Here is a 20,418-nt window from a genome sequence, read left to right as displayed (position 1 = left end):
GCTTTTGTATTAAAATTTGAGAGGAGAAGATTGCTATGACAAACTCTTTAAAACCGATTAATCTATGGGGATTTATTGAAGAAAATAAGGAATTACTTAAGCCACCGGTAAATAATAAAGTAGTTTGGAAGGATTCAGAACTAATGTTTATGGTCCTCGGAGGTCCAAACAAACGCCGTGATTTCCATGTTGATCCATCAGAAGAGATTTTTTATCAATTAAAAGGCGATTGCTACGTTGAAATTATTAATGCGAACGGTAAAAGAGAAGTAATTACGGTGAAAGAAGGGGAAGTATTTCATCTCCCTCCAAACGTACCTCACTCACCACATCGGGTCGCTGATACAATCGGAATCGTCATTGAACGTGACAGAGCTGAAGGTGAATTAGAGGATTTTGTTTGGTTCTGTGATGAATGTGATCATGAAATGCATCGCGTTACCGTCCAATTGACGAATATTGAAGTGCAGGTAAAAGAGGCGATTAATGGATTTAACAGTAATTTAGAACTTCGCTCTTGTAAGAACTGTGGACATATTATGCCAGAAGAAGCGAGTGAATGGAAATGCGAGTAGATTTTCATACACATATCATCCCTGAAAATTTCCCTGATTTTGCAAAAAAGTACCAAAATGACAAGTGGCCGGTTCTCAAGCCTACTTGCTCATGTGGTGCTAATATCATGGTATCCGGAAAGGTGTTCCGTGAAGTGACAGACCAAGTTTGGAGTCCTGAAAAAAGGATTTCCGATATGGATAGGGAAAATGTAGACATACAAGTTTTATCGCCAATTCCTGTAACGTTTTCCTATTGGGCACCTACAGAAGAAGCGGTGGCTATGGCTAGATTTCAAAATGATTTCATCGCGGAAACAGTCGCGCAGCATCCTACCAAGTTTATTGGGTTAGGGACGGTTCCTCTGCAAAATGTCGAAGAAGCGATTCGTGAACTAGACCGCTGTGTACATCAACTTGGCTTAAAAGGGATTGAGATTGGTACTAACATTAATGGCAAAAATTTGGACGATGCATCGTTAATCGATTTCTTTGCGATGTGTGAGAAATGGAATGTTCCAATATTTGTTCATCCATGGGAAACGCTTGGCGGGGATCGTTTTTCCTCCCATAACTTAATGTATACGGTTGGAATGCCAAGTGAAACAGCCTTAGCTGCCGCAAGTTTAATCCTAGGCGGTGTCATCGAGAAATTTCCTGGACTAAAAATTTGTTTTTCTCATGGCGGAGGGTCACTTCCTTACATTCTTCCTAGACTTGATCATGGTTGGAATGTATGGCCGCATTTGCAGCTCACGGAGAATCCGCCAAGTTTTTATGCAAAGAAATTTTTCTATGATTCAATCGTAAATAACCCTGTAAATATTAAATTCTTAGTCGAAAAATTTGGTGCTGAACAAGTCATCATGGGGTCGGATTACCCATTCTTACTTCGGGAAACTCCACCAGGGAAGATAATTGATGACACCCTAACTCTAAGCGAAGAACAGAAACGGGCCATGTTAGGTGAAAATGCACTTAGATTTTTAAATTTACCGGTTAATTTATTAATTTAATAGGAAATGAGATGAGAAGATGATAGACAAGGTGATCACCCCAGAAGAGAGATTAGAGGAACTTGGATTAAAGCTTCCAGCGCTCCGCCCCGCATCAGGTAATTATGTAAGTTGTGTTCGGACAGGGAATCTTATTTTCACATCAGGACAAGGTACAGATGAATACCGTGGGAAACTTGGTGAAGATGTATCAATAGAAGTTGGCTATCAAGCCGCAAGACAATGTATGCTTAATCTATTAGCAGTAGTCAAGAATGAACTCGGCGACCTAAGCAAAGTGAAACGGATTGTTAAAATCCTTGGTATGGTGAACAGCTCGCCCGATTTTAAAGACCATCCTAAAGTAATGAATGGATCCTCCGATTTGTTGGTGGAAGTGTTTGGTGAAAAGGGAAGGCATGCAAGATCAGCTGTTGGGATGTCACAGCTACCACACAATAACGCTGTGGAAGTTGAGATGATTGTAGAAGTTGAGGATGGTGATCTCGGTGAGTAATGTCCTAGAAAAACAACTTCAAATTAACGATGCCAAGCTGTTTATTAATGGAGAATATGTAAGCGCTATTTCAGGAGAAACCTTTGACACGATTAATCCAGCTACGAATCAAAAATTAGCTGCGGTTGCAAGTGCAAGTGAGCAAGATGTAGAAAGAGCGATTCAGGTCGCAAAGCGAACCTATGATAGTGGTATTTGGAGTAAAATGCCAGTAGAAGAAAGAGCAAAAATCCTGTGCAGAATGTCAGATCTTGTCATGGAACGAGTCGATGAGTTAGCGCTAATTGAAACATTAGATGTGGGTAAGCCCATTAGAGAAAGCAGAGATTTTGATATCCCGCGTGCAGCATCAAACTTAAGATTCTTTGCCGAAATGGCAAAATACATTAATCACGAGCATTACGAACAATCCAAGCATATGAGCTATACCAAATATGCACCAGCAGGTGTCACAAGCTTGATCATTCCTTGGAATTTACCATTCATGCAAATGACTTGGAAAGTCTCTGCTGCGTTAGCTGCTGGTAATACGGTGATCGTTAAGCCTGCTTCCTATACTCCACTAAGTGCGGTCATGTTAGGTGAAATTGCCAACGAAGCAGGATTACCGCCAGGCGTGTTGAATATACTAACAGGTCCGGGTGGAACAGTAGGAACGGCCATGACCATTCATCCGTACGTTCGCAGGATTTCATTTGTCGGGGAGAGCTCCACTGGAAAAACAGTTATGAGAAACGCAGCATCCCAGTTAATTCCTGTATCATTAGAATTAGGTGGAAAATCAGCCAATATCGTGTTTGAAGATGCTGACTTAGATGAGGCAGTGGCAGGTTCAATTGAAGCGATTTTTAGAAATCAAGGGGAAATCTGTTTAGCTGGTTCTCGATTACTAGTGCAAGAATCGGTTTATGATAAATTCCTAGAAAAGTTTGTTACAGCAGCAAAGAACATCAAAGTGGGCGATCCATTGGATGAAAAGACAGATATGGGCGCACTGATTTCCAAAGGTCATCTAGAAACAGTTGATAACTATGTGCAAATTGGAATTTCTGAAGGTGCGAAGCTTGCTGTAGGCGGCAAGCGTGTGGCAGGATTATCACAAGGAAACTTTTACGAACCAACCGTGCTCTATGATGTAAATAACAAAATGAGAGTCGCACAGGAAGAAATCTTTGGACCGGTTTTAGTTGTCATTCCATTTAAAACGGAAGAGGAAGCGATTCAAATCGCCAACGATTCGATTTATGGGTTGGCTGGTGTAGTCTGGTCGAATGATTTAAGGCGTGCACATCGTGTAGCTTCTCAAATCGATTCAGGCTTATTCTGGATCAATTGCTGGTATTATCGTGATTTAAGAACGCCATTTGGAGGGTCCAAGGCAAGTGGTATCGGCCGAGAAGGTGGACGTCATAGTTTTGAATTTTACACAGAGGCCAAGACGATTACAATGAAATTATAATATTAAAAGTAAAAGGTGGCTGAATGGCCACTTTTTATCTATTATTATGGAAAAGGAAGGTGTAGGAAGAAATGGGAGAATTAGTAGGAAAGATTGCAAATGAATTAATTGATGCAGAAAATCATCAATATTCTGTCGCACCGCTGACGGAGCGCTATTCCGAGTTGACTATAAGCGACGCCTATCAAATCCAATTAGAAGTAATCGGTAAAAAGTTAAAAGCAGGAAATGAAGTGATAGGGAAAAAGGTTGGGCTTACAAGTAAAGCAATGCAGCAAATGCTTGGCGTCGATGAACCTGATTATGGCCACCTGTTAGATGATATGAAAATAGATCATGAAGCAAAGGTGAAAATTGCTGAATTTATCAGTCCGAAGGTTGAAGCGGAAATTGGTTTTATTTTGGAACAAGATTTAGTGGGTCCAAATGTGAATTATCTAGATGTGTTAATGGCTACCAAATATGTAGTACCTACCATCGAGATTATTGACAGCCGTATTTCTGACTGGAAGATCAAATTGGTTGATACGGTGGCCGATAATGGCTCCTCAGCGAGAGTAGTGGTCGGGGATAAGATGAGCACCATTGAAGGCTTGGATTTGCGATCCCAAGGAATGGTCCTTTATAAAAATGATGAGCTCGTCGCTACAGGAGCTGGGACGGCCGCTCTAGGACACCCGGCACAAGCAGTCGCATGGTTAGCCAATAAATTACATGAATTTGGGATTACACTTAAAGCAGGTGAGTTAATTCTTCCTGGAGCACTTTCTGGTGCCATTTCAGTAAACGAAGGCGACATGATTGTTGCAGATTTTGGCCCATTAGGAACTGTATCTGTAACATTTGAGTAAGAGAGTTTTTTCTCGAATAAAAATATTAAAAGTGGAGGTTCCATTATGACACTGTTGCAAGGAACAGAACAAGAAATCGTAAACTACCTATTAGCTGCAGAAAAGGACAAGCGGGAAGTTGAGAAAATCACCACTAGTTACCCAACTCTAACATTTGAGCAAGCCTATGAAATACAACAAAAATTAATTGAGCAAAAAGAACAAGAGGGGCTTCGAAGAATTGGTGTAAAACTCGGTTTAACAAGTAAGGCAAAGCAGGAGATGATGGGTGTCCATGAAGCTATCTACGGGTATTTAATGGATGATATGCTTGCACCTGAATGGGAACCAGTCCAATTTAGCAGTTTCATTCATCCTAAGGCAGAACCCGAAATTGCTTTCTTAATTAATGAAGATATCCAAGGCACTAGTGTTACCGCTGATGATATTTTAAAGGTGACGAAATATGTAGCGCCTGCGATCGAGGTTATTGATAGTCGTTATTTAGATTTCAAGTTTACACTCGTAGATGTTGTTGCGGATAACTGTTCTTCCTCAAAATTTATTGTAGGTAACAAATGGGTATCACCGGATGCACTAAACCTAAAAGAAATTGGTGTTTATATGTCAAAGAATTCAGAGGTCGCAACAACGGGAAGCAGTGCTGCTGTGTTAGGCGATCCAGCTGCTGCGGTTGCTTGGGCTGTAAACAAACTTGGAGAAACTGGTCGGGGATTAAAGAAAGGCGATATCGTTCTTAGCGGCGCTATAACGGAAGCAATTAGCTTTCAACCAGGTGATACCATTTTGGCACAATTTGCGGACTTAGGCAGTGTTTCTTTTTCTAGCAAATAATCGGATGCTACTTAATTTAATTAAAGGCTGTTTTCGTAAACTTTGTTGTTTTTATAGACAACCAATTTCCTTAAATACTTATTTCTATGAAGAATTAACTATTTTTCGAAAAAAATTACTAAAATTTGATAATCATAGAGATTAATGGTGCCTGTGACATAAGAAAAATGGAGTCGACGGTAACGAATAGAGGTTAATCGTGCCCGCCACCTTGGAAAAATGGAGTCCACGGTAATGAAAAGGGGCTAATCGTGCCCGTCATCTAAGAAAAATGGAGTCGACGGTAACAAATAGGGGTTAATCGTGCCCGTCATCTAAGAAAAAATGGAGTCGACGGTAACGATTAGAGGTTAATCGTGCCCGTCATCTAAGAAAAATGGAGTCGACGGTAACGAATAGGTGTTAATCGTGCCCGTCACCTTAGAAAAATGGAGTCGACGGTAACGAATATGTGTTAATCGTGCCCGTCACCTTAGAAAAATGGAGTCGACGGTAACGAATAGGGGTTAATCGTGCTCGTCAACTTAGAAAAATGGAGTCGAGGGTAACGAATAGGGGTTAATCGTGCCCGTCACCTTGGAAAAATGGAGTCCACGGTAACGATTAGAGGTTAATCGTGCCCGTCACCTTAGAAAAATGGAGTCCACTGTAATGAATGGGGTTAATCGTGCTCGTCATCTTAGATAAATAGAATCGACGGTATCGACTAATGGTTAATAAAATATTCCCTAACGAAACAGTTTTCCTTTTTACAAAAAGCAATAATCTTTCATAAAAAAGCCTAATTAATAAAAGATCGGAGGATACACTGTTGTTAACTTTAGAGTATGCACAACAATTGGATAATGCAGATAGCCTTAATAGATTTAGAGAAGAATTTTACATAAAGCCGAATTCCATTTATATGGACGGAAATTCACTGGGGCTTCTTTCGAAAAGAGCAGAAAGGACTCTTTTGGAGTCTTTAAATGATTGGAAAGAGCATGGAATTGACGGTTGGACAAATGGGAAACACCCTTGGTTTTTTTTATCGGAAAAACTAGGAGAGATGATCGCTCCGTTAGTAGGTGCTTCAGCGAATGAAGTGATTGTAACTGGTTCCACAACGGTCAACTTGCATCAGCTTGTTGCGACTTTTTATAAGCCAGAGGGGACTCGGACGAAAATTTTGGCGGATGAATTAACCTTTCCATCAGATATTTATGCGCTGCAAAGCCAGCTTCGCATTCACGGATTTGATCCAGATACACATCTTGTTCGTGTTAAAAGCCGCGATGGACGCTTTTTAGAGGAAGAAGATATTATCGAAGCGATGACCGATGATATTGCACTCATTATTTTGCCAACTGTCCTTTATCGAAGCGGCCAAATCCTGGACATGAAACGGTTGACGGCTGAAGCAAACAAAAGAGGGATATTAATTGGTTTTGATGGATGTCATTCGATTGGAGCGATACCGCATTCGTTTAGTGAATGGGGCGTGGATTTTGCATATTGGTGCAATTACAAACATTTAAATGGTGGTCCAGGAAGTGTGGGCGGTTTATATGTGAATTCTAAACATTTTGGTACATCGCCTGGTCTGGCTGGCTGGTTCGGTTCGAAAAAAGAGAAACAATTCGATATGGAGCACACGCTAACACCGGCTGATTCCGCAGGGGCTTATCAAATTGGGACACCACATGTTTTGAGTCTTGCCCCGTTACTAGGCGCCTTGGAGATTTTTGCAGAAGCAGGAATTGAAAATATTCGCGCTAAGTCATTAAAGATTAATCAATTTTTAATGGACCTACTAAATCGAGAGGCAGCAGGCATGGGATTTACAATTGGAAACCCAATTGAGGATTTCCGCCGTGGGGGTCATGTAAGTTTGGAGCATATAGAAGCAGCGCGAATTTGTAAAGCGTTGAAAGAAAATGGGATCATTCCAGATTTCCGTGCTCCAAACATCATTCGTCTTGCTCCTGTCGCGCTTTATACCTCCTATATGGATGTTTGGGAAGTCGTCCAGATTCTTAAGAAGATTATGAATGAAAAGCAATATGAAAAGTTTAAAAATGAACGTGAAGTCGTTGCTTAATCTAATGGGATGAGGAGGAATTATATGGCGAACAATGATTTGAAAAATGTAAATGGCTCAGAAAACGGGTTAAAACGAGAGTTAAAAACTAGTCAACTGACAATGATTGCGATGGGGTGTGCAATCGGAACAGGACTTTTCCTTGGCAGCGGTCTTGCGATCAGTACTGCTGGCCCAAGCGTATTAATCAGTTACGCGATTGGTGCCTTCATTGTCTTACTTTTAATGGGATGTTTATCAGAAATGACGGTGGCCCATCCAACCTCAGGGTCGTTTGGAACCATATCTGAGAAGTATATAAGCCCGTTCGCAGGTTATCTGGTCCGCTATTCCTATTGGATTGCAAACGTTCTTGCCGTTGGGGTAGAAGTAAGTGCCATTGCAGTATATATGAAGTATTGGTTTTCAGATGTTCCTGGGTTTGTATGGATTTTATTGTTCGCCGCTGTCCTAATTTATGTAAATGCAACAAGTGTCAATACCTTTGCGACATTTGAGTATTGGTTTTCGATGATCAAAATTAGTGCTATCGTTGGATTCATTCTTCTTGGAGCATATGTTTTCATTGGAGGGTCTGCTAAGCCGGAAATGGGACCTGAGAACTTTGTTAATGAAGGTGGTTTCTTACCGTTCGGCATGTGGGGAATGTGGGTTGCAATCTTTATTTCTCTATTTAGCTTTTTAGGGACGGAATTGATCGCCGTTACTGCTGGAGAAGCGAAGGATCCAGATGTTGCGGTACCTAAAGCTTTGAAAGCAACTGTCTTCCGTTTATCTACATTTTATATTATTACTCTTGGCATCATGCTAATGATTGTTCCGTGGAAATCAGCCGGAGTGGAGGAAAGTCCTTTCGTAAAAGTGATGGAACTCTTAAATATTCCAGGTGCAAGTGGAATTATGAATTTTATAATTTTAACAGCAGCTCTCTCGGCCATGAATAGTCAGCTTTATGCTTCGACACGAATGATGTTTTCTCTATCACGAGGAAATTATGCACCTGCCTTTTTAGGTAAATTAAGCAAAAAAGGAGTACCGTTAAGTGCTCTTGCCATTTCTACATTGGGGATATTTCTTGCTGCAGCGGTAAACGCATTATTACCTGACTCGTCGTACGCCTTTATGATGGGAATCTCCATGTTCGGTGCTATCTTCACATGGTTTATGGTGTTTGTTTCACACTTGTTTTTCAGAAAAAAGTGGGAGAAGTCAGGTGGCCGGAAATTGCCAGTTAAAATGCCCGGATTTCCTTACTTGACGCTATTAGGAGCGGTTCTTCTATTCAGTTTAATGATCACCACTTGGTTTACAGGTTTTAAAATCATGCTCCAATTCGGTGTTCCATGGTTACTATTTTTAACTGCTGCCTATTTTATTCTTAATAAAAGAAAAAACAATCCTGAAAAGAACGAGTCAGATGCTATACTTAACAAAAAGGTAAATTAGAACGTAAAAGTAAGTTTACACAAAAAGAGGATACAGCGGGAGGATATTATGAACTCACAAGAAAAAAGCGCAAACAACGGTCTAGAGAAATCGATCCAAACCGATTTTCAAAAATCGATGTCCTATGGGGATTATCTTCAACTTGATAAGATCTTATCTAGTCAGCATCGGGTATCCGATCACCATGATGAAATGTTATTTATCGTTATCCATCAAGCAAGTGAATTATGGATGAAACTAATCATTCATGAATTGTCGGCGGCAATTGATCATATTCAAAATAATGATTTGGAGCCATCATTCAAAATCCTTTCCCGTGTTTCGCGAATACAGCAGCAATTGATCCAGTCATGGAGTGTTCTTTCGACGCTGACACCTGCTGAGTACTTAGAGTTTAGGGATAAATTGGGTCAATCGTCAGGATTCCAGTCTTATCAGAATCGGTTGATTGAATTTGCCTTAGGGAATAAAAATGCCCATACATTAGCAGTCTATCAGCATCAACCAGAGCTATATGAAAAAATGCAAGCGGCCCTGCATCAACCAAGTATTTATGATGCTGCAATCCAGGCACTCGTTGCACGTGGATTACCTGTCGATCATGAAGCTCGTAATCGGGATTTGTCCAAAAACTACGAGCCAAACGCAAGTGTTGAGGAGGCATGGCTAACCGTCTATCGAAATGTTGATCAATACTGGGATTTATACGAGTTGGCAGAGAAGTTAGTGGATATCGGCAATCAACAGCAATTATGGCGATTTAACCATATGAGTACCGTAGAAAGAATCATCGGCCATAAGCAGGGGACAGGTGGGTCGTCAGGAGTGTCTTATTTAAAACGAGCACTAGACCAACAATTTTTCCCAGAGCTTTGGAGTTTAAGAACGAAGCTTTAGATTGAATAGCTTATAAGGACAAATTGGCCGCAGACCTTGTTATTAGGTTTGCGGTTTTTTTCATAAGTTCAAAGGTGTTCCTGATGCCCGTTAAGAGGGAAAAATCAGTCACAGCGCTAACTAGTGGAAGCGACCAATGCCCGTGAAGGGAGAAAAATTGGTTCAACAGTAACCCTAGGAAGCGTATGATGCCCGTAAAGGGAGAAAAATTGGTTCAACGGTAACCATAGGAAGCGTATGATGCCCGTGAAGGGAGAAAAATTGGTTCAACGGGAACCATAGGAAGCGTATGAAGCCCGTGAAGGGAGAAAAATGGGTTCAACGGTAATCATAGAAAGCGTATGATGCCCGGGAAGGAAGAAAAATGGGTTCAACGGTAACCATAGGAAGCGTATGATGCCCGTAAAGTGAGAAAAATGGGTTCAACGGTAACCATAGGAAGCGTACAATGCCCGTGAAGGGAAAAAATTGGTTCAGTGGTAACCTCTTCAAAAATTAAAGTAATATTATGTTAAGTAGTTTACATTCCAAAGACGGTTTAGTAGTTACATTTATTTATGTATAAACATTATGGTTTTAACTATTTTTTACAATAAAAGAATAGTAGAGATTTTTATCTAATTTTAATTTATGGTGACCATGGATCAATATCTTTGTAGATAAATTGCATTTTAGTTTGATAGGAATTCGAAAAGTTTTCGATAAAAAATAATTTAAGTAAAGGGGCGTATGGCTATGAAATTTTCCTTAGATAGAAACGTCAAGAGTTTACAACGAATTGCCTATGGGGAAAATGAAAACCAATTTGGGGACTTAAGGCTGCCAGAAGGTAATGGTCCCTTTCCAGTTGCAATTCTGATCCATGGAGGCTTTTGGAGAGCAAAATATGAGTTAGACCAAATGGATAAGTTTGCAGAAGATTTAACTTCTCGAGGCATTGCAACATGGAACATAGAATACCGTCGAGTTGGGCAAGAGGGAGGAGGTTGGCCAGGTACTTTTTTGGATAATGCACAAGCGGTAGATTTTGTTCGAACCCTTGCAGAATCCTATCCGCTTGACTTAGATCGTATTGTTACGATCGGACATTCAGCTGGGGGACATCTAGCTCTATGGATTGCTGCGCGACACAACCTTCCTCCGAATAGCATTTTAAAAACTTCCGAGAATCCTTTGTCTTTAAAAGGAGCAATAAGTCTTGCAGGTGTTTGTGACCCTGCACTTATGCACGATATCCATGTATTGCGAGAAGTGAAAACTGGAGTCAGTGATAATCCAACACGAGACCTATTTGATGGAATGCCAAAATACCTTCATAGTCGGTATGCTGAAGGTTCACCCATAGCTCTTCTACCCATCTGTGTTCCACTTGTGCTTATTCATGGTTCACTTGATATCAATGTACCAATTGGCATTAGTGAGCAATTCGAAAAAACTGCTAAGTGCTCAGGCGATGATGTTATCTTAAAAGCTATTTCAAGTGCAGAGCACTTTAAGATTATTGATCCAGAATCAGATGAGTGGCCTATAGTGGTTGAATCAATTGTAAACTTGTTGAATCAATAGCACACATGAACAAGTAAACATCCATCATGAATTGGCTGCATAAATATGGTCTTTATTTAGACAATATAATATAGAGGTGGGAATTTTATATGAATAAAACTCGAAATACTATTGAACGAGAGATTTCTAATTTTATTAGTTACTATATTAAAGAAACTTTAGGAAGAGGTCCACGTGATACTGAAATAAAAATAACAGATAATGTTCTGGTTTTTTTAATAAAAGGGATATTAACTCAAATGGAAAAAAATATTTTGAACAGTCAAGAAGGGAAAAATGTAGTATTAAGAGCTAGACAACTATTTGTAGAAAATACAAACGATGAATATATCGCATCATTTGAAAGAATAGTTGGGTTAAAAGTTTTAGAAAATTATGCAGCGTGGGATTTGGAAAATGATTCAGCTGTAGGTGTTCTTGTATTTGAAAAAAAAATTTTATAAATTAAAATGAAAGCGCTTGATTTATAGATTAAATTTTCATATAATTGTGAATATAATAAAAATAAAAAAGGCGAAGATGAAGAATCTTTGCTCATCCAAGAACCATTGGGTGGCTTCTTGACACGAATAATCAAGGGCAGACCATGGCTTATAAAACTAATTGATTAGTTTTTATAAGCTGTGGTCTGCCCTTTTTTGTAATTTCGAAAAAAAGGGGGGAAATGAAGATATCTTATTAAAATGTATTTTTTGGTAGTGCTAATGGAAGGCTTAACTGTTTAATTATGAGAATGGAGATGAATTATTGATGAATCAAGTAAATAACCAACTTAAATCTATTAAAGTTAATGGTCAGCAGATTACGTACGATATTCACGGTGACGCGAATGGTCCGGTAATACTATTGCTAAGTGGTTGGTGTCAAGACCACAGGCTATTCGACAAATTGGTTAAGCCGTTGGCGCAAAAGCATAAGGTGCTTCGTATGAACTGGCGCGGGCATTCGGATCCAGTGCGTCTCCCGGGAGATTTCGGTATCAGAGAGCAAGCTGATGACGTCATTGCAGTATTGGATGCACTAGACATCCAAAAAGTTGTCCCTGTGTCAACTTCCCATGGTGGATGGGCCAATATTGAGATCTGCCAACGGCTTGGAACGGCTAGAGTACCTCAAACTGTAGTCATAGACTGGATCCTAGTAGAGGCAGGAGAGGAATTTATAAAAGATTTGCAGGATATTCAGCATCCAGATCGCTGGATGGCTGGTCGGAAAAACCTGTTTAACCATTGGCTCGGCATCAGCACCAATCGCAACATAATTGATCACCTAAACAAAGAGATGGCCAGTTTCGGTTTTGACATGTGGGATAGGGCCTGCAGAGTAATAGAGAATGCATACCAAACTTGGAAATCGCCACTTGAGCGAATGACTGCACTGGATCCAAAACGCCCAATTGTGCACATTTATTCGCAGGCTCCAGTAACCGGATATGAAGAGATGCAACAGAGATTTAAAGATGAACACCCGTGGTTCGACTTCAAACAAATCAGTGGAAAGACACATTTTCCTACGCTCGAGTCCCCGGAAGCGGTAGCGAATCATATCAATGAATTCATATCTGCAAACTCATTAATTAGGTAGAAAGGATTCTTATAAAACATCATTGACTGATCCTTCATTGCCCCTATGTTTCATCTTGAGTTATTAGCATGAAAAATAGGGGCATTTATTGAAGTGAAACTTTTGATACACATGAAAGTCTCTACTAGTATTTGAATAAAAGTGGAGCTTCGGAAATGAGGCTACAAAAAAGGAGGATGGGATAAGTTGGGTAAAAAGAAAATTATCATTGCTGGTGCCGGATTATCAGGTTTAACGTTAGGAACAGCACTTGCTCAACGTGGTTGGGGTGTTATTATCTTAGAAAGATCCTCAGAACTTAGAGAAATTGGGGCAGGTCTTTATACATGGGAAAATGGATTAAAGGTATTAGAATCAATTAACGTATATGATGAAGCGAGTAAAGATATAGAGTTTATTACGAGTTTAGATATGATTGACAATAAGCGAGAATTAATACATTCTACTAAATTTTTAGAAGATAATCGTTTTTGCGTTATTCCCCGTAAAGATATTCACAGCGCTTTAGCTCGAGCAGCTCTGAAAGCAGGGGTACAGATTGAAACAAATGCTTGTGTAGTGTCTGCAGATCCTTCAGGAACAATTACATTGGATAATGGTAAAACATTCAGGGCTGATCTTATTGTGGGAGCGGATGGTGTCTATTCTACTATTAGAAATTCACTTAATATTAAACACACTTTTGAGCCAATGAACAACGGAGCGATAAGAGCATTGATTCCAAGGCTGAATGAGGACGAATATGGACGTGCCATGGAACATTGGAATGGTTATCGCCGTATTGGTATTGCACCATCTACAGATATATTCCGCTATGTATACTTGACAGCGCCTTCCACAGATGAGGAAGCACTTTCAGATCCGATAAATAAGAGAGTATGGTTATCCACGTTCCCTCATTTGGAATCCGTTATAAATAGAATTGAATATGCTAGATTAGATCGTAACTTTATTTATATATTCTTAAAGTCCTGGACAAAGGGAAGAGTAGCATTACTTGGCGATGCTGCACATGGTATGGAACCCAATTTAGGTCAAGGAGCAGGAGTAAGTATAACTAGTGCTTTGGAGTTAGCCAAACAACTGGATCAATATGATATCGATATAGCACTTCAGCGTTGGGAAGATATAATGAGACCAATTGCGGAAAAAACTCAAATTTGGTCTAGGATATATGGTGCAGCTGCTTCAAATTGGCCAAAGGATTTATTAAATATTCGCTCTGAGATTATCAGAAAAGTGATGGAGTCTGAAAATATCGATCATATGTTAAGTCTGGCAGCAAGACATGTTACCGGATCAAAAGAAGTATTTGTAGGCTAAGATATACACGGATGGCTATAAACGCATGAAGGATGTTGATGACGATTAATAGGGTGTATTCTAAACCAAATAAAAGGGGCGGTTAGATATGAATAATTATGAGAAACAGCATGAAATATCAAAAACAAAATCTGGTAATTCTCAACTCAAAGGAATTTTAATTGTTCTATTTGCCTCAGCTCTTTTTTCTAGTCTAGGGACCTTAACTAACTTTGCCTATGAAGCTGGGATAAGTCCTGTTGCATTTGCCACTTGGCGTGAAACAATTGGAGCAATTACTATGGTAGTTCTCCTTGTTTTTGGTATAGGACGGCCAGATCATACAGAACGTACTCCTTTATCAAAGATTCCTAAATGGCAGTTACGTAACTTATGTATAGCGGCTATTATGTTTATGTCTTACAGTCTTGCGATATTTTATGCTTTCGTTCATTTAACAGTTGCGTTGGCACTCCTTTTGTTTTACATCTATCCAGCTCTGGTGACAGTGATCTGTGCTATCACCGGGCGTGAATCGTTTACGCGACCAAAGTTTATTGCTCTGTTGTTTGCTTTAGGGGGAAGTACGCTGGCTATTGTTGGACAAATGCTTGGAGGGGATGCTGTTCGATTTGATTCACTTGGAATTATCCTCGCACTTGGAGCGGCGGTAGGAATGTCGATTTATTTTCTTGTTGGCCGTAAGGGTTATCCAAGTATTCCAGCTTCGTACGCGACAACTCTTTTTCTAACAGCAGGTGCTGTAGTTTTTGCTGTGATTGGCTTTGTTTTCGGAGAAAAGGAGTCACTCATCCAACCTTTCCATGATGCTTCACTTTGGCCAATTTTGCTATTCGCAGGGATTGTTGGAGCTGCAATTCCTACAATGATGTTATTGACAGGTATTCGAATGATCGGTGCATCAAGAGCCTCAATTTTGGCTATATTTGAACCGATTTCTGGTGCAATAGTTGCTTCAATGTTTTTGGGACAAACTCTTTACTTCAATCAAATAATCGGTGGCGTTCTTATTCTGAGCGCGGCTATTATTTTGCAGCGCAACATAGAACCTAAAGTTGAACGTTCTGTGGAAGTTCCAGTAGATGACTTGTTGAATTCCACTTCAATAAGCTCTAAATAAAAAAACAGGAGTATATATAAAATGGATGATCGTCAATTTCGTAGTGCAATGGGGAAATTTGCGACAGGCGTAACGGTTATTACGACAGAATTAGATGGAGAAGTACATGGTATGACAGCGAATGCTTTCATGTCCGTGTCACTCGATCCAAAGCTCGTAATCATCTCAATTGGAGAAAAAGCGCGAATTCTTAACAAAATCAAAGAAAGTAAAATCTTTTCAGTAAATATTTTAGCTGCGGATCAAAAGGAACTTTCAATGATTTTTGCAGGTCAGTTGAAGGAATACCGTGAAGTCGAGTTTGATCGTCTTGATGGAAAACCAGTTTTATCAGGTGTAGTGGCACAAATTGCTTGTGAAGTATCGGCAGAGCATCTTGAAGGGGACCATACATTATTTATTGGGAAAGTGACCGATATTCACCTTAAAGATTCAGAACCGCTCGTTTTTTATAGCGGTCGTTATCGTTCATTATTAGAAGAATAACTTGCCACATAATAGTGCATATCCATAGATGTTTTTTGTGGGACGTCTCCCGTAAAACAAATGAGGCCAGTGAAGAGGGAAAAATTAGTTCAACGATAACAAAGGGACCGGGCAATTTTTTGCCTGGTTTTTTTATTTGTAATTAAAGGGTTAATTGAATTTTGATAAGTGTACATATTACATAAAATAGTGTTATTTGGTTTCTTGTTTGTTCAAATACGGCAAGAGCATAGTGAAGGTAATCATCTCACCGAAAGGGAAAGTCATAATTGTTGGAAATAAGTTTTTAAATATTGGGCCCCAGCCCCTTTCTAAAACAGGACAAAAGAAAAGGCGAGGTCAGTATCGATATGATATATTTGACGAGATTGTCTGTGCTTTTCTCTGGTCCCCCACTTTGTTTACACAAATAAAAAAGAAGGAATTATGTTAGGCTTCTTTCTGTCTATTAAAGAAATTGTAGGACTTTGAAATAATAAGAGGGAGGAATAACAATATAATCAGAATAATTTCTTCGCTTTTTATTTTTTGTTTTATTTTAATAAAGGCATGGATAACTTCATTTATATCAAGACCCTGAAGTATATCCATTAATACATCAAGAGCTACTACGAGTGTAAACAATAACAAGAAAATCAAAATCTGTTTCATGAGTATCCCCTAGTTTAATTTTTATCTTATTATTTGATGATATTTTACTATATATCCAAAAAATATATTTAAAATGAAGGGGCAATATTACCTAACTTTCGCCCGATTTGTAATATCTTTATATATATTTGTAATGTGTACAAGCCATTCCGACATAGGATACACGGATTAGTATTTATGTCGTAATGGAGGGGTTAGATTGCACAAAAAGTGGTTGATTTTTTTTGTATTTGCTTTTTTTCTGTTGTCTAGTTTTTTTGTTGGTGTTCCGTCAAGTTTGGCAACCTCTGGTGGAAAATTGATTATTATTAACAAGACAACAAACAGGCTTGCTTACTTTGAAAACGGTCAGTTTAAAAAACAGTTTAAAGTTGGAACCGGGAGAAAAAGATCGTATACACCCGAAGGCAAGTTTAAGATTGTTAATAAGATCAAGAACAGGCCGTACTACAAGGGACATATACCAGGTGGTGACCCTCGTAATCCGCTAGGTAACCGCTGGCTCGGTCTGAATGCCCGTGGAACATGGGGGACAACATATGGGATTCATGGAAACAACAACCCAAGTTCCATTGGCGGGTATGTAAGCAGCGGCTGTATTCGGATGTATGATAATGAGGTAGAATGGCTGTTTAATCAAGTGCCAACTGGTACCCCAGTCATCATCACATCATCAGGGAAATCTTTCAATGCGATTGCAACAGCCAATGGATACAAAGTGAAAGGCGGGTCAAGTGCACCTTCCGTTCCTGTTAATTCTAGTGGAGAAATCCTTAAAAAAGGCAGTCGGGGTCCAGCCGTCCAAGAACTTCAGCGTAAGCTTACTTCCCTTGGTTTTAGTACAAAGGGTGTAGATGGTGTCTTTGGAGGAAACACCGACAGTGCAGTCCGCAATTTTCAAAAAGCACATAAACTTACAGCGGATGGGATTGTTGGTCCAGCAACCAAAAAAGCACTCGGCATTAAGAATTAACTGAATCGGTGACCTTAAGTTGCTCAAATGGATGAGCAGCTTTTTTTATTTATATTTGCTTCAGTTTTTTTCGGAAGGTTTACATAAATTTATACAAAATACATGAACATAGAGTAAGAGTGTAAATTTGGAGGGAATTGTATGAGTCGACTAGACAGGCTCAAAATGGAGAAAGTAGAACCCAAACATTGGCGGCAATTCAATGAACTCTTACGGTATGTGTTCCAAGTGACCAAAAAAGACTTACAGAAAGTAGGCTGGGAGGAACGTGAAATTGCATTAGCAAAACTGCCTGTTTTGGAGCAGGCAGATGTGTTGGGCTGGTTTGATGGAGAAAAACTTATATCCCAAATTGCTGTCTATCCGTTTCAGGTCAATATATATGGTCGTACCTTTGAGATGGGCGGCTTAACGGGTGTTGGGACCTATCCAGAATACGCAAATTTGGGATTGATGAATAAGTTGATATGGCAGGCACTTGCCGATATGAGAGAGAGGAAACAATCGATTTCTTATTTATATCCTTATTCCTTGCCTTTTTATCGTAAACGGGGCTGGGAGATTGTTTCCGATAAGATGACCTTTGAAATAAAAGACTATCAATTGCCGAAAGTAAAGAAAGTATCAGGATATGTCGATCGGCTCAATACCGAACATCCCGATATAAAAAGCGTTTACCAGCTTTTTTCGAGAAGACGACATGTGGCCATGATTCGAAACCATTTAGCTTGGGATGAATTCTGGCGCTGGGAATTGGATGAATTAACGGCAGCTGTTTATTATGATCGATCCCATCAGCCGCAAGGGTATTTGTTATATTGGATTTCTCAAGATGTCCTGCACGTTAAAGAAATGATCTATATGAATGAAGAGGCACGAAAAGGCCTTTGGAATTTTATCAGTGCTCATTTCTCTATGGTTACGAAAGTTGTCGGTAATATTTATACAAATGATCCATTGGCCTTCTGGCTGGAGGACGGAGATATTAAAGAAACCATTGCCCCCTATTTCATGGCACGTATTGTGGATGTCACTCAGTTTATCGGCCAATTCCCGTTCAAGGCGCCAGGCACTGAAATTCACATTACATTTCAGGTTGATGATCCAATCCTTGAATGGAATAATGGAGTATTTACACTTCATGTATCGGCTAATGGGGAAGGGGATCTTAAACTTAGTGTGGAGCAGCCGGATATATTCGTTAGTATTCAGACATTGACAACGATGTTATTCGGGTACAAACGCCCAGCCTATTTGGCGGCAATCGGCCGTCTTAACTGTAATGAACAAACGGTGGAAATTTTAGAGAATTTAATTGAACGAGAAACACCATATTTCTCTGATTATTTTTGACGTTGGTAGTGTCTGTTTTTCCTCTTTCGAAATCGGAAGAGGAAATTTATCATTCAATCGTTGGAAGTTTAAAAAAAATATACCATTATGGGGTAAATTTGGTTTATTATAATGGAATAATATTTTTATTTAAAAAGGAGTTTATGAATGAATTTTTCTGCTAAACAGATTATCTTTATTAGTTTTATGTTATTTTCCATGTTTTTCGGGGCTGGTAACCTGATCTTTCCACCATTTTTGGGACAAGCAGCGGGGAATCATCTCTGGACGGCACTTGCCGGTTTTATTATTTCAGCAGTAGGACTCCCTATTTTAGGGGTGATTGCAGTAGCTAAGGCTGGCAGCTTTAATGAGCTAAACCTGCGGGTCCATCCTTATTTTGCTTTCCTCTTTCCTTTTCTCATCTATATCGCGATCGGACCAGGACTGGCGATTCCTCGTGCGGGAAGTCTTGCATTTGAAATGGGATTAGCGCCTTTTTTGCCAGAAAATGTTGTCGGAAGTCCGGTGTCATTGCTTATTTATAGTATTGTCTTTTTTGGCTTAGTAGCCTGGTTATGTATGTACCCTTCAAAGCTTATCGACCTATTTGGGAAATTATTGACGCCAATCCTACTTGCCCTGATTGCAATTATTTTTGTGAAAAGCTTAATTGACCCAATCGGTTCCTTCGCAGCACCGAAGGATAATTATGTTTCAAATCCTGTCTTCCAAGGATTTTTAGATGGATATTTAACAATGGATGCATTGGCTGCCTTAGCATTTGGTATTGTCATTGCCAATACATTGAAATCACAAGGAGTACTAGATAACAAAAAAAGATCCGTATATATGATGTACGCTGGATTAGGTGCAGGGTTGCTATTAACCGTGATCTACCTTATTTTAGGTTATTTAGGAGCAGCCAGTTCATCCTTAGGAAAAACGGAGAATGGGGCCCAAATATTGTCTAATGTTATGACCCACTTGTTTGGACAAAGTGGGACCTTGATATTAGGGCTAGTATTTACGATTGCCTGCTTTTGTGTATCGATTGGTTTGGTTACATCCTGCAGTCAATTTTTCGCGAATGCTATTCCAAAAATTACGTATAAAACGTGGGTAATCATCCTAGCAGTTCTTAGCACTGCCATTGCTAATTTAGGATTAACGCAAATCTTACAGATCTCCGTTCCGATTCTAGGTTTGATTTACCCGATTGCAATCGTGATGATCTTGTTAGGCCTCATCGATAATTTAATTAAGAATTCCCGGCAGATTTATATCACTGTTGTCATCTTTGTTGCTCTTTTTAGTATTATTGATACGATTAATAAAACATTCCTCGCCAATGAATGGAGCGGGGCACTTGATATTCTTCCCTTTTATACGGAAGGAATAGGATGGATTATCCCAGCCCTGCTGGGTTTAATAGTAGGATATCTTCTTGGGATGTTTAGTGAAAAACCTTTGGTACAGTAGTCAAAAAGGATATTGATGACCGAAAGAAAGAAAAAAGAAAGGGTAAGGTCGTCAATAGGGCTTATTGACGACCCAAAGAGAGAAAAAAGAGAGGGTAAGGTCGTCAATAGGTGTTATTGACGACCCAAAGAAAGAAAAAAGAGTCAAGTCCTATATTTTGTGTAAATTGTATTTCCTATGGTTACAATGTTTTTCAGCTTTTATGAATTTTGATGGTTTGGAAGGGGGTACCCCCTTCCAAACCATCAAGATTTCGCGCGCTTCGCGC

Annotated in this window: 19 protein-coding genes and 1 pseudogene; 18 read left to right on the top strand and 2 right to left on the bottom strand. The window is 39.5% G+C overall.

Annotated elements, in window-relative coordinates; all coding sequences use genetic code 11:
• The first annotated feature begins 35 nt into the window (after positions 1-35).
• The 15 genes from KW850_RS23670 to KW850_RS23600 all read left to right on the top strand — a co-directional run bounded on the left by KW850_RS23670 (position 36) and on the right by KW850_RS23600 (position 15,712).
• Positions 36-575, top strand: a complete 540-nt coding sequence (locus KW850_RS23670) for a 3-hydroxyanthranilate 3,4-dioxygenase (protein WP_218350220.1) — start codon at positions 36-38, stop codon at positions 573-575.
• The gene (locus tag KW850_RS23665) at positions 566-1,570 is read left to right on the top strand and encodes an amidohydrolase family protein (protein WP_218350292.1); all 1,005 of its coding nucleotides are present in this window, start codon (positions 566-568) and stop codon (positions 1,568-1,570) included. Before KW850_RS23670 ends, KW850_RS23665 begins: the two co-directional genes overlap by 10 nt.
• Before the next feature lie 22 nt (positions 1,571-1,592).
• Positions 1,593-2,066, top strand: coding sequence for a RidA family protein (locus tag KW850_RS23660; RefSeq protein WP_179196016.1), 474 nt, complete (start codon positions 1,593-1,595; stop codon positions 2,064-2,066).
• Complete coding sequence (locus KW850_RS23655) at positions 2,059-3,525, top strand: aldehyde dehydrogenase (RefSeq protein ID WP_374226384.1); 1,467 nt, start codon at positions 2,059-2,061, stop codon at positions 3,523-3,525. Before KW850_RS23660 ends, KW850_RS23655 begins: the two co-directional genes overlap by 8 nt.
• Before the next feature lie 71 nt (positions 3,526-3,596).
• Entirely contained in the window at positions 3,597-4,376 is a 780-nt protein-coding gene (locus KW850_RS23650) for a 2-keto-4-pentenoate hydratase (protein ID WP_218350218.1), read from the top strand.
• Positions 4,377-4,421: 45 nt separating this feature from the next.
• Entirely contained in the window at positions 4,422-5,210 is a 789-nt protein-coding gene (locus KW850_RS23645; RefSeq protein ID WP_218350217.1) for a 2-keto-4-pentenoate hydratase, read from the top strand.
• Between the two features lie 811 nt (positions 5,211-6,021).
• A complete protein-coding gene (gene kynU, locus KW850_RS23640; RefSeq protein ID WP_218350216.1) occupies positions 6,022-7,290 on the top strand; it encodes a kynureninase in 1,269 nt (422 codons plus the stop codon).
• A 24-nt stretch (positions 7,291-7,314) separates the two neighbouring features.
• A complete protein-coding gene (locus tag KW850_RS23635; RefSeq protein ID WP_218350215.1) occupies positions 7,315-8,736 on the top strand; it encodes an amino acid permease in 1,422 nt (473 codons plus the stop codon).
• Between the two features lie 48 nt (positions 8,737-8,784).
• Positions 8,785-9,633: a tryptophan 2,3-dioxygenase gene (kynA, locus tag KW850_RS23630; RefSeq protein ID WP_218350214.1), complete on the top strand. Its 849-nt coding sequence runs from the start codon at positions 8,785-8,787 to the stop codon at positions 9,631-9,633.
• Between the two features lie 735 nt (positions 9,634-10,368).
• Positions 10,369-11,199, top strand: a complete 831-nt coding sequence (locus KW850_RS23625) for an alpha/beta hydrolase family protein (protein ID WP_218350213.1) — start codon at positions 10,369-10,371, stop codon at positions 11,197-11,199.
• A gap of 89 nt (positions 11,200-11,288) precedes the next feature.
• A complete protein-coding gene (locus KW850_RS23620; protein WP_218350212.1) occupies positions 11,289-11,642 on the top strand; it encodes a Na-translocating system protein MpsC family protein in 354 nt (117 codons plus the stop codon).
• Between the two features lie 307 nt (positions 11,643-11,949).
• Positions 11,950-12,783: an alpha/beta fold hydrolase gene (locus tag KW850_RS23615; RefSeq protein ID WP_256358417.1), complete on the top strand. Its 834-nt coding sequence runs from the start codon at positions 11,950-11,952 to the stop codon at positions 12,781-12,783.
• 186 nt (positions 12,784-12,969) lie between these two features.
• A complete protein-coding gene (locus KW850_RS23610) occupies positions 12,970-14,106 on the top strand; it encodes an FAD-dependent oxidoreductase (protein WP_218350210.1) in 1,137 nt (378 codons plus the stop codon).
• 88 nt (positions 14,107-14,194) lie between these two features.
• A complete protein-coding gene (locus KW850_RS23605; protein ID WP_218350209.1) occupies positions 14,195-15,226 on the top strand; it encodes a DMT family transporter in 1,032 nt (343 codons plus the stop codon).
• Positions 15,227-15,247: 21 nt separating this feature from the next.
• Positions 15,248-15,712 carry a flavin reductase family protein gene (locus KW850_RS23600; RefSeq protein WP_218350208.1) on the top strand — a complete coding sequence of 155 codons (465 nt, stop codon included), beginning with the start codon at positions 15,248-15,250 and terminating at the stop codon, positions 15,710-15,712.
• Between the two features lie 192 nt (positions 15,713-15,904).
• Here KW850_RS23600 and KW850_RS23595 read toward each other — a convergent pair.
• Together KW850_RS23595 and KW850_RS23590 are read right to left on the bottom strand one after the other, a co-directional pair.
• Positions 15,905-16,024: pseudogene (locus KW850_RS23595) on the bottom strand (GerAB/ArcD/ProY family transporter); the annotation flags it as partial.
• A gap of 117 nt (positions 16,025-16,141) precedes the next feature.
• Positions 16,142-16,363 carry a YczF family membrane protein gene (locus tag KW850_RS23590; RefSeq protein WP_218350207.1) on the bottom strand — a complete coding sequence of 74 codons (222 nt, stop codon included), beginning with the start codon at positions 16,361-16,363 and terminating at the stop codon, positions 16,142-16,144.
• Between the two features lie 199 nt (positions 16,364-16,562).
• On the opposite strand from KW850_RS23590, the gene KW850_RS23585 reads away from it, so the two are divergent.
• From KW850_RS23585 to brnQ, 3 genes are all read left to right on the top strand, one after another.
• Entirely contained in the window at positions 16,563-17,336 is a 774-nt protein-coding gene (locus KW850_RS23585; protein WP_218350206.1) for a L,D-transpeptidase family protein, read from the top strand.
• Between the two features lie 141 nt (positions 17,337-17,477).
• Positions 17,478-18,689: a GNAT family N-acetyltransferase gene (locus KW850_RS23580; RefSeq protein WP_218350205.1), complete on the top strand. Its 1,212-nt coding sequence runs from the start codon at positions 17,478-17,480 to the stop codon at positions 18,687-18,689.
• A gap of 147 nt (positions 18,690-18,836) precedes the next feature.
• Positions 18,837-20,150, top strand: a complete 1,314-nt coding sequence (gene brnQ / locus KW850_RS23575; RefSeq protein WP_218350204.1) for a branched-chain amino acid transport system II carrier protein — start codon at positions 18,837-18,839, stop codon at positions 20,148-20,150.
• Positions 20,151-20,418 lie beyond the last annotated feature (268 nt).

Source organism: Bacillus sp. sid0103 (assembly GCF_019219025.1).
Note: the sequence above shows the minus strand (reverse complement) of the source record. Positions and strands in the feature narration are given on the sequence as shown.

Bases quoted from the DNA above. Each gene is read 5' to 3' on its own strand.
- kynA (WP_218350214.1), top strand. From the start codon at position 8,785: ATGAACTCACAAGAAAAAAGCGCAAACAACGGTCTAGAGAAATCGATC.
- KW850_RS23625 (WP_218350213.1), top strand. From the start codon at position 10,369: ATGAAATTTTCCTTAGATAGAAACGTCAAGAGTTTACAACGAATTGCC.
- KW850_RS23665 (WP_218350292.1), top strand. From the start codon at position 566: ATGCGAGTAGATTTTCATACACATATCATCCCTGAAAATTTCCCTGAT.
- KW850_RS23590 (WP_218350207.1), bottom strand. From the start codon at position 16,363: ATGAAACAGATTTTGATTTTCTTGTTATTGTTTACACTCGTAGTAGCT.
- KW850_RS23635 (WP_218350215.1), top strand. From the start codon at position 7,315: ATGGCGAACAATGATTTGAAAAATGTAAATGGCTCAGAAAACGGGTTA.
- KW850_RS23580 (WP_218350205.1), top strand. From the start codon at position 17,478: ATGAGTCGACTAGACAGGCTCAAAATGGAGAAAGTAGAACCCAAACAT.
- KW850_RS23615 (WP_256358417.1), top strand. From the start codon at position 11,950: ATGAATCAAGTAAATAACCAACTTAAATCTATTAAAGTTAATGGTCAG.
- KW850_RS23600 (WP_218350208.1), top strand. From the start codon at position 15,248: ATGGATGATCGTCAATTTCGTAGTGCAATGGGGAAATTTGCGACAGGC.
- KW850_RS23645 (WP_218350217.1), top strand. From the start codon at position 4,422: ATGACACTGTTGCAAGGAACAGAACAAGAAATCGTAAACTACCTATTA.
- brnQ (WP_218350204.1), top strand. From the start codon at position 18,837: ATGAATTTTTCTGCTAAACAGATTATCTTTATTAGTTTTATGTTATTT.
- KW850_RS23670 (WP_218350220.1), top strand. From the start codon at position 36: ATGACAAACTCTTTAAAACCGATTAATCTATGGGGATTTATTGAAGAA.
- KW850_RS23605 (WP_218350209.1), top strand. From the start codon at position 14,195: ATGAATAATTATGAGAAACAGCATGAAATATCAAAAACAAAATCTGGT.
- KW850_RS23620 (WP_218350212.1), top strand. From the start codon at position 11,289: ATGAATAAAACTCGAAATACTATTGAACGAGAGATTTCTAATTTTATT.
- KW850_RS23650 (WP_218350218.1), top strand. From the start codon at position 3,597: ATGGGAGAATTAGTAGGAAAGATTGCAAATGAATTAATTGATGCAGAA.